Source organism: Nocardia sp. NPDC004278 (assembly GCF_053602975.1).
This window is the reverse complement of record NZ_JBSGEQ010000045.1, coordinates 46691-58793: the sequence shown is the minus strand read 5'-3', so window position 1 is coordinate 58793 and position 12103 is coordinate 46691. Positions and strand designations below refer to the sequence as shown.

The 12103-nt window shown below is 66.0% G+C and carries 13 protein-coding genes and 1 tRNA gene; 10 read left to right on the top strand and 4 right to left on the bottom strand.

What is annotated here, in order from left to right; translation table 11 throughout:
• Window positions 1-106 precede the first annotated feature (106 nt).
• Window positions 107-247, top strand: coding sequence for a hypothetical protein (locus ACWEO2_RS39035; RefSeq protein ID WP_452409955.1), 141 nt, complete (start codon window positions 107-109; stop codon window positions 245-247).
• 275 nt (window positions 248-522) lie between these two features.
• On the opposite strand, the gene ACWEO2_RS39030 is transcribed toward ACWEO2_RS39035, so the two are convergent.
• Window positions 523-607, bottom strand: a tRNA-Leu gene (locus tag ACWEO2_RS39030).
• A gap of 68 nt (window positions 608-675) precedes the next feature.
• Entirely contained in the window at window positions 676-1215 is a 540-nt protein-coding gene (locus tag ACWEO2_RS39025; RefSeq protein WP_452409954.1) for an HD domain-containing protein, read from the bottom strand.
• A 223-nt stretch (window positions 1216-1438) separates the two neighbouring features.
• On the opposite strand from ACWEO2_RS39025, the gene ACWEO2_RS39020 reads away from it, so the two are divergent.
• From ACWEO2_RS39020 to ACWEO2_RS39010, 3 genes are all read left to right on the top strand, one after another.
• Window positions 1439-2596: a glycosyltransferase gene (locus ACWEO2_RS39020; RefSeq protein ID WP_452409953.1), complete on the top strand. Its 1158-nt coding sequence runs from the start codon at window positions 1439-1441 to the stop codon at window positions 2594-2596.
• A 99-nt stretch (window positions 2597-2695) separates the two neighbouring features.
• Window positions 2696-2890: a DUF3046 domain-containing protein gene (locus ACWEO2_RS39015; protein ID WP_355189874.1), complete on the top strand. Its 195-nt coding sequence runs from the start codon at window positions 2696-2698 to the stop codon at window positions 2888-2890.
• Window positions 2887-4095 carry a phosphotransferase gene (locus ACWEO2_RS39010; protein WP_452409952.1) on the top strand — a complete coding sequence of 403 codons (1209 nt, stop codon included), beginning with the start codon at window positions 2887-2889 and terminating at the stop codon, window positions 4093-4095. Before ACWEO2_RS39015 ends, ACWEO2_RS39010 begins: the two co-directional genes overlap by 4 nt.
• A gap of 2 nt (window positions 4096-4097) precedes the next feature.
• Here ACWEO2_RS39010 and ACWEO2_RS39005 read toward each other — a convergent pair whose 3' ends face one another.
• Window positions 4098-4613, bottom strand: a complete 516-nt coding sequence (locus tag ACWEO2_RS39005; protein ID WP_452409951.1) for a CGNR zinc finger domain-containing protein — start codon at window positions 4611-4613, stop codon at window positions 4098-4100.
• A 160-nt stretch (window positions 4614-4773) separates the two neighbouring features.
• Between ACWEO2_RS39005 and ACWEO2_RS39000 the strand changes: the two genes are divergently transcribed.
• From ACWEO2_RS39000 to ACWEO2_RS38990, 3 genes are all read left to right on the top strand, one after another.
• The gene (locus tag ACWEO2_RS39000) at window positions 4774-5235 is read left to right on the top strand and encodes a VOC family protein (RefSeq protein WP_452409961.1); all 462 of its coding nucleotides are present in this window, start codon (window positions 4774-4776) and stop codon (window positions 5233-5235) included.
• A gap of 4 nt (window positions 5236-5239) precedes the next feature.
• Complete coding sequence (locus ACWEO2_RS38995; protein ID WP_452409950.1) at window positions 5240-6133, top strand: pyridoxamine 5'-phosphate oxidase family protein; 894 nt, start codon at window positions 5240-5242, stop codon at window positions 6131-6133.
• 68 nt (window positions 6134-6201) lie between these two features.
• A complete protein-coding gene (locus ACWEO2_RS38990; protein ID WP_452409949.1) occupies window positions 6202-6651 on the top strand; it encodes a nuclear transport factor 2 family protein in 450 nt (149 codons plus the stop codon).
• Window positions 6652-6741: 90 nt separating this feature from the next.
• Here ACWEO2_RS38990 and ACWEO2_RS38985 read toward each other — a convergent pair whose 3' ends face one another.
• Entirely contained in the window at window positions 6742-8151 is a 1410-nt protein-coding gene (locus ACWEO2_RS38985) for an MFS transporter (protein ID WP_452409948.1), read from the bottom strand.
• Between the two features lie 97 nt (window positions 8152-8248).
• Between ACWEO2_RS38985 and ACWEO2_RS38980 the strand changes: the two genes are divergently transcribed.
• The 3 genes from ACWEO2_RS38980 to recX all read left to right on the top strand — a co-directional run bounded on the left by ACWEO2_RS38980 (window position 8249) and on the right by recX (window position 12081).
• Entirely contained in the window at window positions 8249-9268 is a 1020-nt protein-coding gene (locus ACWEO2_RS38980; RefSeq protein ID WP_452409947.1) for an Lrp/AsnC family transcriptional regulator, read from the top strand.
• Window positions 9269-9461: 193 nt separating this feature from the next.
• Entirely contained in the window at window positions 9462-10505 is a 1044-nt protein-coding gene (gene recA, locus ACWEO2_RS38975; RefSeq protein WP_355189866.1) for a recombinase RecA, read from the top strand.
• A gap of 1006 nt (window positions 10506-11511) precedes the next feature.
• Complete coding sequence (recX, locus tag ACWEO2_RS38970) at window positions 11512-12081, top strand: recombination regulator RecX (RefSeq protein WP_452409946.1); 570 nt, start codon at window positions 11512-11514, stop codon at window positions 12079-12081.
• Window positions 12082-12103 lie beyond the last annotated feature (22 nt).

Below are 12103 nucleotides of genomic sequence, written 5' to 3'. Positions count from 1 at the left end.
CGACCCGCTTCGACAAGCTGGCCATCACCTACCGCGCCGGATTCGTCCTGGCCCTCATCGTGGAATGGCTCAAATCATTAGGAGACACGACCTAGATCAGGAGACCATGAGCCTGCCGGACGAAAGCGGCCTGAGCGTGGTCGTTTACAGCGCGCCTCCCGAGGGTGCCGCCGCGGACGGCCTGAAGCTGCTCGCCAGCTGGTACGCCACGATCGGACAGGAGCCAGAACACACAATCCATGCGTAAAAGATCGACCCGGCAGGCACAGGGGCCAGTAGGAAGCCCCATCAGTGGTCGGCATCGAATGTGGGGCTGGCCGAGGTCGTTGAGGCCGTTGTCCGCCAGGGCCGGGACGGCCACAACCGCACAATCGCCGGGTACTGTCCCGCCCGCTCGTGGATGCACTGGGCGGAATCCTGGAGATCCTGCGGGCTGCCAACCCCGGCGACAAGCTGGAAACCACGATAACCACACAGTCACGGCCGAGACGAACCCACGGCCACGTGTTGGCGTATTGGTTGTGTCCGGAGGGGGACTTGAACCCCCACGCCCGATAAAGGGCACTAGCACCTCAAGCTAGCGCGTCTGCCATTCCGCCACCCGGACCGGTGTTGCTGAGCAAGGGTAACGGATAAGTGGGGAAGTATTGAAATCGGTTGTGACGGCGGGTGGGTTCAGTGTGTGGCGGCTACCCGTTCGATGACCGGGCGCCACGATTCCAGCGGGGCGACTTCGCGGCCGACGATCTTGCCCGCATCGTCGGCGCGGCGCAGGGCGATGGCGGCGGTGAAGTCGGGATCGGCTCGGAATTCGGCGATTTCGGCTGGGGTCATCGGGCCGCCCTGGGCGATCAGGGTGCGCTGGCTGGCGGGGGAAAGCGTGTGGGTGGTATCGGTTGCGGCGAGATAGCGTTTGGCGATGACGTGCAGTTCGATCAGTCGGGCAACGCGGTCGCCGAGTAGCGAGCGGATCGCATCGGCGCCGTGTTCGCCGTGGTGTGCGTCGTCGCCGGGGACGAGTTTGTGGCCGATGTCGTGCAACAGTCCGGCCAGTTGCAGTTCCTCGTCATCGGGATGGGATAGGCGCAGCAGTTGGGCGCATTGCAGGTCGTGATCGAGGATGTCGACGGGGTCGCCGCTGCGATCGGGCATATCCCAGACATCGGCGCAGTCGGTCAGCAGGTTGATCAATTCGTCCACGGTGGATACCGACACCTCAGCCCCGATCTCGTGATGTGATTGCTCACTGCTGAGCGCGTCCGGCGCCGGTGAGCGAAATGGTCTGGACCAGTCTGCCGTCGATCGTCGGCCGGTGGGGTTGCGGGTGAATGGCGTTTCGGTGAATGCTGGCAGGCCGTGCACCCGGAATGCGGCCCATGCGCGCTCCGCCCGATCGCCACCCCACCTGATTCCGAGGCTGATATGGCAGGCTGACCGCATGCGTGTTGCCGTTGTTGCCGGGCCGGATCCGGGCCATGCGTTTCCGGCGCTGGCGCTGTGCGAGCGCTTCCTGACCGCCGGTGACGAACCGGTGTTGTTCACCGGACCGCGCTGGTTCGACGCCGCCAAGGAGGCGGGCATTGCGGTGCGCAGACTCAAGGGTCTTGCCCCGCGCGCCGTCGACGATGACCGCGATGCCGGTCAGCGCATTCATGAACGTGCGGCGCATATTTCGACCGAGATCCTGCCCGATCTGAGCGCGATGCTGCCGGAACTCGTGGTGTCGGATGTGCTCACCGCGGGCGGCGGGCTGGCCGCCGAGCGACTCGGGGTGCCGTGGGTCGAGCTGTCGCCGCATCCGCTGTATCTTCCGTCGAAAGCGTTGCCGCCCATCGGCAGTGGCCTCGCGCCGGGGGAGGGTCTGCGCGGGCGACTCCGCGACGGCATGCTGCGCACCATGACCGCTCGCGCCATCCGCAACGGTCTGCGTCAGCGGGAGCATGCCCGCGAAAGTGTCGGCCTGCCCGCCACCGATCCGGGTCCGGCGGCCCGCCTGGTTGCCACCCTGCCCGCCCTCGAAGTGCCGCGCCCCGACTGGCCCGAGCACACTCATGTCATCGGCCCACTGCTGTGGGAACCGACCCGGGAAACTCTTGACCTACCGCCTGGTGATGAGCCGCTGGTCATGGTCGCGCCGTCGACGGCACACACCGGCGTCGCGGGCATGGTCGACACCGTGTTGGCCGCCCTGGACGGGGCGGGGGTGCGGGTCGCCATCTCCATGCTCGACGCCCCGCCGACCGACCTCCCGCCCTGGGCGACCGCTGGACTCGGCCGTCAAGACGAACTGCTCACCCATGCCTCGCTCGTCGTGGGCGGTGGCGGGCACGGCCTGCTGGCGAAATCGCTGCTCGCGGGTGTCCCGATCGTCACCGTCCCCGGCGGCGGCGACCAATGGGAACTGGCAAATCGTGCCGCCCGCCAGGGCGGTTCGATTCTGGTTCGGCCGCTGACCGTGGACGCCGTTCGCGCGGCGGTCCGAGAGCTCCTCGACACCCCCTCCTACACGACCGCGGCACAGGAGGCGGCCTCCGGCGTCGCGGACGTCACCGATGCCATCGCTATCTGCCACGACGTTCTCAGTGTTCGAGCTTGATTCCAGGGGCGCTCGCTTCAGTGCAAATTCGAGAATGGGCAACGCCACCGCATACCGGTATCTGGAAGTGAGCGCGGCGACGCGAGTATCTTGAACACGGTGCGGTTGACCGAGTTCCAGGAACTGTTGCACACCGAGTTCGGTGTGGCCCGTGGCGATAGCCTGCTCAAAGATCACACCATCCCGGCGTTGGGCGGGCGGACGGGTGCCGCCGCCATCGAGGCGGGTGTCGATCCACGGGATGTGTGGCGTGCACTCTGTGCGGATTTCGATGTACCGAGATCACGCTGGTGACCGATGGTGGATACCGCTTCGACGGGCGGCTGCGCATGATCGCTACCGATCATGAACAGCTGGCTGCGCGGGTAGCGGCCGCCCGGCCGGTCGATTTCGCCGAATTCCGCAAGACCGGCATCGACCTGCTACTACTCGGCCGCTATGACGAGGCCCTGGATCACCTCGATCGCGCCCTCGAACTCGCGGACAGCGATCGCCGCCGGATTTCGGTCTGGATCAACCTCGGCGATGCCCACCGGTATCGCGGCGATGTTGTCACCGCCGAAACGCTGTATCGCCGGACCGTCGACCGGGCTCGGGACTGCGCGCCGGAGGTGTTGTCCTTCGCGCTGCAGCACCTGGGCAAGGCGCTCGCCGAACAAGGTCGGCTGCCGGAGGCCAAGGCATTGCTGAGTGAGGCGCTGAAGTTGCGAGTCGCCGAGGGGGACGCCGAGTTGATCGAATCCACGCGCACCTCCTTGGACGCCCTCGACGAACTGCCCGCGACCTTGCCGCCGAAGGTGGTCGCGCTACTCGGCGAGGAACCCACGTGGTCGGATGATCACGAAGGGATGAGCGGTGGTGTCGCGCACGTCAACGGCACGTACTGGGTGAAGCGTGGGCCGAAGGCCGTCGCCGAGTACGAGCGCTTGAACTGGTTGCGGGGCAGGGGGATTCGGCTACCGAATATCGCCGTGTTCGAAGCCGATGTCCTGGTGCTGACTGATGCGGGCGTGCCGAGCCTGGCCGCACTCGACGATCCGGCGGTATCGGCGGGCGCGGTCATGGGCGCGGTGCTACGCCGCCTGCACGACATCCCGGTCGCGGAGTGCCCGTTCGACGGTGGACTGGATGTCATGCTCACCCAAGCGCGGCGCAATGTGCTCGAGGGTCTGGTCGACACCGAGGACTTCGACGAGGACAACCGATGGCTGACGCCCGAACAGATACTTGACAGGCTGCTCGCCGAACGCCCGACGGATGCGGATCTCGTTGTCGCGCATGGTGATTTCACTCCGTCCAATGTCCTGAACGGCGGCCTGCTGATCGACGTCGGCGGGCTGGGCGTGGCGGATCGGTACCGCGATCTGGCCCTGGTCGCGCGCGATCTGCCCATTGACTTCGGTGACGACGAACTGCACGCGTTCTATACCGCCTACGGTCTCACCGAGCCGGACCGGCGACGGCTGGACTACTACCGGCTGCTGGACGAACTCTTCTGAGCTCAAACCTTTTTCGCATAGTGGCGCGCGGCCTTGGTGCGGTTGCCGCAGGTCGCCATCGAATGCCATCGGCGGGTGCCGTTTTTCGAGGTGTCGTAGAAGAACAGCACGCAATCGGGATGTGCGCACTGGCGGATCCGGTCCGGTGCCTCGGCGAGTAGCCGCAACAGGTTGTCGGCGGCCAGCCAGCCGGGGAGCCAGGTCGCTTCGGGCACGTCGACGATATCGGCTGGGCCGGCATCGGTCAGGGTGCGCCGGATCCGGCCGAGGTCGAGCACCTCATTGAGGGCGGTGTGGGAGGTGTGCTTCAGCACGTCATAGATGGCGGTGCGCGCGGTGAGCACCGCCTGCAGGGTCGGTTCGTCGGCTTTCGCGCGCTCGGCCAGCCCGGCCGAGGTCAGCCAGATGCCGAGACCCGCCACATCGGTGAGTAGATCCTGCGGCCCGTTCTCGATCCATCGGGTGTTCAGCAGATCGAGTGCCAGCGGCTCACCGAGGTGGGGTCGTGGATCGGGCATACCTGAGGGTAGCGATCCGCCTTGTGTCGTCAGGTCGACCACCGCCGTTCTAACTAGTCAAATCGATTTTAAAGGTTGACGCCCATGCTGCCACTCGCTATGTTCTAACCAATAAAACAATCTATGACGGTTATTGATTTCGAGGAGGATTCACATGACGATGACGACAGCCATCGCGCCACAGTTGGTCACCGGACATATCGGCCTGAACGTCTCCGATCTGGACCGCTCGGTGGACTTCTATCGGCGCGCATTCGGTTTCGAACAGCTCGCGGCCAGCACCGATGACGGCAAACGCTGGGCGTTCCTCGGCGTCAACGGCAAGCTCATGGTGACCCTCTGGCAGCAGTCCGATGGCACGTTCTCCACTGAGACTCCCGGCCTGCATCACCTTTCGTTCCAGGTCGACACCGTCGAACAGGTGCGCGCGATCGAGGCGCTGCTGCGCGAACTCGCGGTGGATTTCGTGCACGACGGTGTCGTCGCGCACGGTGAGGGCGTGGCTTCCGGTGGCATCTTCTTCACCGACCCCGACGGCATCCGGCTCGAGGTCTACGCACCCACCGGCGCCGAATCCGCTCCCGCGCCGAGCGGTGTTGCTCCGACCTGTGGATTCTTCTGAGCCGATGACGCACTTCCACTCCGGTGAGGTCGCCGTACAACAGCGAATGGGTCAGCAGCACATCGCGGACCGCGTCGGCCGGATGATCCGCTGCGATATCCCGGATGTCGCGGCGTCCTTCCTGGCCGAACAGCCGATGGTCGTGATCGCGGCCGCAGACGATGCGGGACATGTGTGGGCCAGTGATTTGGTTGGGCCGTTGGGATTCGTGCATGCCCTCGATGCCGAGACGATCGCGGTCGATGCATTTCCGGCGGTCGGGGATCCGCTGCATCGCACACTGACCTGCCCGGCCCGGATCGGCATGATCGCGCTGCAGCCGCAGCGGCGCAGGCGGATGCGAGTCAATGGTTTCGCGGTGCCGACGCAGTGGCGTGACGGGTTGCGGATCGCTGTCGACCAGGTGTATTCGAACTGCCCGAAATACATCTCACGCCGGACGATCGATTCCTACCGACCCGGTGTCGATATTCCGGCGCCGCAATGCGGTACCGAACTCGACGCGCGCCAGCGGGAGCTGATTACCGCGGCCGACACGTTCTTCGTCGCGACCGCGGATGTCGACGGCAATGCCGATGCCTCCCATCGCGGCGGCAATCCCGGTTTCCTGCAGGTGCTTTCGTCCACGCGGCTGCGATGGCCGGATTACCAGGGCAACTCGATGTTCATGACGCTAGGGAATATCGCGGTGAATCCACGCTGCGGCATGCTGATCCCGGACTGGCGCACCGGCGGAACGCTGCAGCTCACCGGAACCGCCGAATTGATCTGGGATGCTGCGACATTCACCGTCGGATCCCAGTGCACGATCGACTTCACCATTACCGATGTAGTGGAAGTTCGCGGTTCGGGCCCGCTGCGCTGGGGTCCTGCCGAACTCTCCCCGGTCAACCCCTGACCGGATCCACGCCTTTGCGACATCCACGCAGGGTGCGGCCGAATCCGATACCGAAGAAGGAGCTTGTTATGCGACCCCCATTGCCGCCGTTCGACCTGGAATCCGCGAAGGTGAAGGTGCTTGCCGCCGAAAATGCCTGGAACACCAGGGATCCCGAGCGTGTCGCCGCGGCGTACACCGAGGATTCGGTCTGGCGCAATCGCGACGAGTTCTTCACCGGCCGCGACGCCATTGTCGAGTTCCTCACCCGAAAGTGGTCCATCGAGAACGGGTACGCGCTGCGCAAGGACCTCTGGGCCTTCGAAGGCAATCGCATTGCGGTCCGCTTCCAATACGAATGGCATGATGAATCCGGCCAGTGGTGGCGCAGCTACGGCAATGAGCAGTGGGAGTTCACCCTGGAAGGTCTGATGTCGCGGCGCGAGGCCAGCATCAACGATGTCCGCATCGAGGAATCCGACCGCCGCATTTTCGGCCCGCGCCAGGAAGGGGACGAATCGGTGCTGCCGCAGCGGTAGTGCGGGGGCATTGCTGGTTCGACGATCCGCGCGCGGTTGGTGCCGGAACCCCTGCGGGGATTCCGGCACCCGTCTTCGCTGCGGGTTTACCTATGCGGCAACAACTTCCCGCTCCGCTGGGCCATCCGCGACCACCTCGTGCTGACGATGGAACAGCCCGAATGCGATCACCCCGAACACGATCCCGACCCCGGCCGCCACGGCGAATGCCGCGTCCAGCCCATCGACGAACCGCGACAATGTCATCGGCTGATCGGCATCGGCGACCTCGCGGAATACCGTGCCCAGCACCGCGACTCCGAGCGCGAGTCCGAGCTGGCGTGCGGTATTCACCGCGCCAGCGGCGATTCCGCCCTGTCGCGGCGGCACCGCCGCCATTCCCACCGCCACGAGCGCGGGTGAGTTGATGCCGATGCCAGCACCGATCACCGCGAATCCGGGAACCAATGCGACCCACGATGATCCGGCGTCGATGATGGTGAGCAATCCGGTTCCGATGCCGACCAGCACCAGGCCCGCCCCGATCGTCCATTTCGGCGAAACATCGTGCAGCAGCTTGCCGAACGCACCGGCCACCACGAATGCGGTCGCCGCCATCGGCAGCATCGCGAGTCCCGCGTGCAGCGGCGTCATATGCAGCTGCTGCTGCAGCCACAGCGATACCAGGGGAGTGGCGGCGAAGGCCGCGAACGTCTGTCCGGAAGCCGAGACCAGCGTGGCGCCGAAGTTGCGGTTGCCGAGCAGTGGCAGCGGGAACATCGGTGCCGCACTGCGGTATTCGATGAATGCGAAGGCCAGCGATGCAACCACGCCGAGCGTCAGCGCGAGCAATGTCGCGCCATCGGACCAGCCGTGCTCGCCGCCCCGGATGACACCATAGGTGACCGCTGTCGCGGCGGTCGCGAACGCGAGCATGCCGGGAAGGTCCACGGCCCGATCCGCCTGCCGCGGTGACGGCTGGAACACGATGGCCGTCAACCCGATCGCCAAGACCGCGATCGGCAGATTGACGAAGAAGATCCACCGCCACGACAGCGCCTCGGTGAGCACACCGCCCAGCACCACGCCGATTCCGGCCGCCGCACCCGCGACCGCACCCCAGACGCCGAAGGCGACACCGCGGTCCCGACCGGTGTAGGTGGAGTTCAGCAGTGACAGTGTGGTCGCGAACATCGCGGCGCCGCCGACACCCTGAAGTGCCCGCGCGGCGATGAGACTCGGCGACGTATCGGCGATCCCGCAGATCAGCGATGCGATCGCGAAGACGATGAGCCCGGCCAGATAGGTGCGCTTGGCGCCGACCCGATCGGCCAGCGAACCGAGTACGAGCAGCAGCGCGGCCAGTGCCAGTGCGTATCCGTCCACCACCCACTGCAGTCCGGAGAGTCCGGTGCCGAGATCGGCGGCGATATCGGGGAGCGCGACATTGACGATGGTGACGTCGATGAGCAGCATCAGCGTGCCGAGGCACGCTGCGAATAGGGGGAGCCATTTCTTCACTGGAGCCTCCGGGGGCGAATGAACGATTTCGACACCCAGCGTGCGACATGCGACGATATCCACATAGCTGCGCGTCTGTTGGCGATATATTCCTCCTATGCAGTCTGGGGAAGAGTCGGAATCCTCCGTCCTCGATGTGCTCGACAAGCAGATCGTGCACGCGCTCGTCAGCGATGCCCGCATCGCGTTCGCCAAGCTGGGCGCCATCCTCGGGGTTTCGGAGCAGACGGTGGCGCGCCGCTACCGGTCGCTGCGGCAGCGCGGCATCTTGCATGTGTCGGGGCAGGTGAACGCGGTGCCGCTCGGGCACGCGCGCTGGGCGATCCGGCTGCGCACGACGCCGGATAAGGCGGTGCGGCTGGCCGAATCGCTGGCTCGGTTTCCGGATCTGAGCTGGGTCACCCTGCTGTCCACCGGATCCGAGGTGACCTGTGTGAGCCGCCCGCGCTCGGTCGAACGCCGCGACAAACTGCTGCTGCAGACATTGCCGCAGGCCAGCCAGGTGATCGGCTTGACGGCGCACGAGGTGATCCATCGGTTTCCGCTCGACGAGGAGTGGCCGCATTTCGGTCACCTGTTCACCGCAGCGCAGTTGCGCGAACTCGGGTCGCGGTCGACGCGGGCCGATATGGGACCGGAAGCGCCGGTGCGGCTTTCGGCCGAAGACGAATCGATGTTGGCGATCCTCGGTCGCGACGGCCGTGCGCCCTATGCTCAGATCGCCGCCGAAATCGGTTGGACCCCAACGAGAGTGGCGCGTCGTATGGCCGAACTGGTCGAATCCCGGGTGCTCTACTTCGATCTCGATTTCGCGATCGAGCGAATGGGATATGCCGTGCGCGCGGCGCTGTGGCTGCGCACCCGCCCGGCCGATCTCGCGTCGGTGGGCGCCGCGATCGCGAAGCATCCGGAGACCGCATTCGTCGCCGCGACCACGGGGCCGGTCAATCTGATGGCGTCGATCATGTGCCGGGATACCGCCCACCTCTACCGCTATGTCACCCAGCGGCTCGGTGCCCTCGATGGGATCACCGATGTCGAGGTGACACCGGCCCTGCGGGTCTTCAAGCAGGCACAGACGCTGCTGGACAGCGACCGGATATCGCTGGTGCGGTGAACGGGCGGTGGCGCGGAATCGGCCGTAGCGCGGCGGTTGCCCGGTGCGCCGAAGTCGGCTCGCGTGTTGTCGGGCGCGTCGCTTGACTCGAACATCTGTTCGTCTAGGCTTGTCGCCAGAACTTGTCGGTGCCGCCCTCTAATGTGGGCGCCAACCAAGAACGAGACTTACCCGTCGAAAAGGGGATCAGGATATGGCACCACAGGCGTACGACCGCGATAAGGCGCTCGAGCTGGCGCTGGCGCAGGTCGAGAAGAGCTTCGGCAAGGGCGCGGTCATGCGTCTCGGCGAGGAGGCCCGCCAGCCCATCTCGGTGATCCCGACCGGATCCATCGCGCTGGACGTGGCGCTCGGCATCGGCGGTTTGCCGCGCGGCCGCATTGTCGAGGTCTACGGTCCGGAATCCTCGGGTAAGACGACCGTCGCCCTGCACGCGGTGGCCAATGCACAGGCCGCGGGCGGTGTCGCCGCCTTCATCGACGCCGAGCACGCGCTCGATCCCGACTATGCCCGCAAGCTCGGCGTCGATACCGACGCGCTGCTCGTCTCCCAGCCCGATACCGGTGAGCAGGCCCTCGAAATCGCCGACATGCTGGTGCGTTCCGGTGCGATCGACATCATTGTCATCGACTCGGTGGCCGCGCTGGTGCCGCGGGCCGAGATCGAGGGGGAGATGGGCGATAGCCACGTCGGTCTGCAGGCTCGACTGATGAGTCAGGCGCTGCGCAAGATGACCGGTGCGCTGAACAGCTCCGGCACCACCGCCATCTTCATCAACCAGCTGCGCGAGAAGATCGGCGTGATGTTCGGCTCGCCCGAAACCACGACCGGTGGTAAGGCGCTGAAGTTCTACGCCTCGGTGCGCCTGGATGTGCGCCGCATCGAGACCCTCAAGGACGGCAGCGACGCGGTCGGCAACCGCACCCGCGTAAAGGTCGTGAAGAACAAGGTCTCGCCGCCGTTCAAGCAGGCGGAATTCGACATTCTCTACGGTCAGGGCATTTCCAAGGAAGGCTCGCTCATCGATATGGGTGTCGAACAGGGCTTCATTCGCAAGTCCGGCTCCTGGTACACCTACGAGGGCGACCAGCTCGGCCAGGGCAAGGAGAACGCCCGCAAGTTCCTGCTGGAGAACACCGATGTCCGCGACGAGATCGAGAAGAAGATCAAGGAAAAGCTCGGCATCGGCGCCGATGTAACCGCGGAAGCGGCCGCAGAGGTTCCCGCCGATTTCTGATCCGATGAACTCTCGGCGCCCAGCATCACGTCGTGGTCGGTCCGCGTCCGATGAGGCGCGGCCCGATCCGGTGGAAGAGGTTCGGCGTCAGCTGAATGAGCTGCTCTCCGCTTCGGGGCGGCCTACTCTCCCGGAGGAGACTGGATCACATTCGGGTGCGCCTGGATCGGTACGGGCTCGGAAGTCCGAGATGGACTTGGAGGCTTCGGGTTTCGGGGCGGGTGAGTCGGGGTTGGGGCGGGGTCGGTGGTCCCGGGGCGATTCGGAGGCTGCCGGATTCCGGTCGGGCGAGGCGGGGCGAGCCCGGTGGTCCGAAGGTGCCCCAGAGGCTGGGCTCCGTTCGGGCGAGTCCGCGGGGCGAGTGCAGTGGTCGGAGATGGATTCGGAAGCCGACTCTTTCCGCTCGGTTGAGTCCGAGTTGGGGCGAGTCCGGCGGTCCGAGGTCGGCTCAGAGGCCGACGGGTTCCGGTCGGGCGGATCCGGCTTGGGACAGGGCCGGTGGTCCGAGGTCGACTCGGTGCGCGGCGGATCTCGATCGGGTGAGTCCGGGTTGGGGCGAGGTCATCGGCCCGAGGCCGATCTGGAGGCGGATGGTTTCCGGTCGGGTGAGCCCGAGTCGGGGCGGGGCCGGTGGCCTGACGTTGATTCGGAGGCCGATGGTTTCGGCTCGGGTTCGTCCAGGTTGAGGCGGGGGCGGCGGTCGGAAATTGATTCGGAGGCCGATGGTTTCGGATCCGGTGCGTCCGAGTCGGGGCGGGGGCCGTGGTCTGAAGGCGATTCGGAGGCCTCGGGTTTTCAGTGGGAAGAGCGGGGGGATGGACGGGTCCGGTTGGCCGAAGGTGGTTCGGCCGATTCGGACATCATGGGAACTCGGTCGAGCGCGCCCGATCCGCAGCGGGCGCGCTCGACCGGGTCCCGGCGCGGTCGCGAGCGCCGGAACGAGTTCCGGCGCAACGACTCCCAGTCGGCTGACTTTCAAAGTTCCAATGGCCGATGGGCGGATCCGGTGGCGGCCGGATCCGAGGAGGATGCGCCCTCGACGGATACCGGTGTAACCCGGTCAGGTCCGGAGCGCACCCGCCAAGGCGGGACGGTCGAGCAGGCGAAGGAGGCGTGTCTTCGCCTGCTCGCCGTCCGCGCCCGCAGCCGTGCCGAACTAGCCCAGCGCCTAGCGGCCAAGGGTTTCACTCCCGATATCACCGAACGAGCCCTCGACCGCTTCACCGAGGTCGGCCTGATCGACGATGCCGCCTTCGCCGAACAATGGGTCCACTCCCGCCACACCTTCTCCGGCAAAGGCAAACAAGCCCTGGCCCAAGAACTCCGCCGCAAGGGCATATCCCAATCCGACGCCGCTCCCGCTCTCGCCGCCATCACCGCCGACGACGAGGAAGAACGCGCCGCCGAACTGGTCCGCCGCAAACTACGCACCGTGCCCCCGAACCTGGACCGCGACAAGACAATCCGCCGCCTCGTAGGCATGCTCGCCCGCCGCGGCTACCACCAATCCACCGCCTTCACCGTAGTAAAAGCCGAACTCACCCAAGCCCCAATCGACACCCCAGCCCCCGACTGAGCGCCCGCCGCGCCTGACCTGG

Bases quoted from the DNA above. Each gene is read 5' to 3' on its own strand.
- ACWEO2_RS39035 (WP_452409955.1), top strand. From the start codon at position 107: ATGAGCCTGCCGGACGAAAGCGGCCTGAGCGTGGTCGTTTACAGCGCG.
- ACWEO2_RS39020 (WP_452409953.1), top strand. From the start codon at position 1,439: ATGCGTGTTGCCGTTGTTGCCGGGCCGGATCCGGGCCATGCGTTTCCG.
- ACWEO2_RS39005 (WP_452409951.1), bottom strand. From the start codon at position 4,613: ATGCCCGATCCACGACCCCACCTCGGTGAGCCGCTGGCACTCGATCTG.
- ACWEO2_RS39000 (WP_452409961.1), top strand. From the start codon at position 4,774: ATGACGACAGCCATCGCGCCACAGTTGGTCACCGGACATATCGGCCTG.
- ACWEO2_RS38995 (WP_452409950.1), top strand. From the start codon at position 5,240: ATGACGCACTTCCACTCCGGTGAGGTCGCCGTACAACAGCGAATGGGT.
- ACWEO2_RS38990 (WP_452409949.1), top strand. From the start codon at position 6,202: ATGCGACCCCCATTGCCGCCGTTCGACCTGGAATCCGCGAAGGTGAAG.
- ACWEO2_RS38980 (WP_452409947.1), top strand. From the start codon at position 8,249: ATGCAGTCTGGGGAAGAGTCGGAATCCTCCGTCCTCGATGTGCTCGAC.
- recA (WP_355189866.1), top strand. From the start codon at position 9,462: ATGGCACCACAGGCGTACGACCGCGATAAGGCGCTCGAGCTGGCGCTG.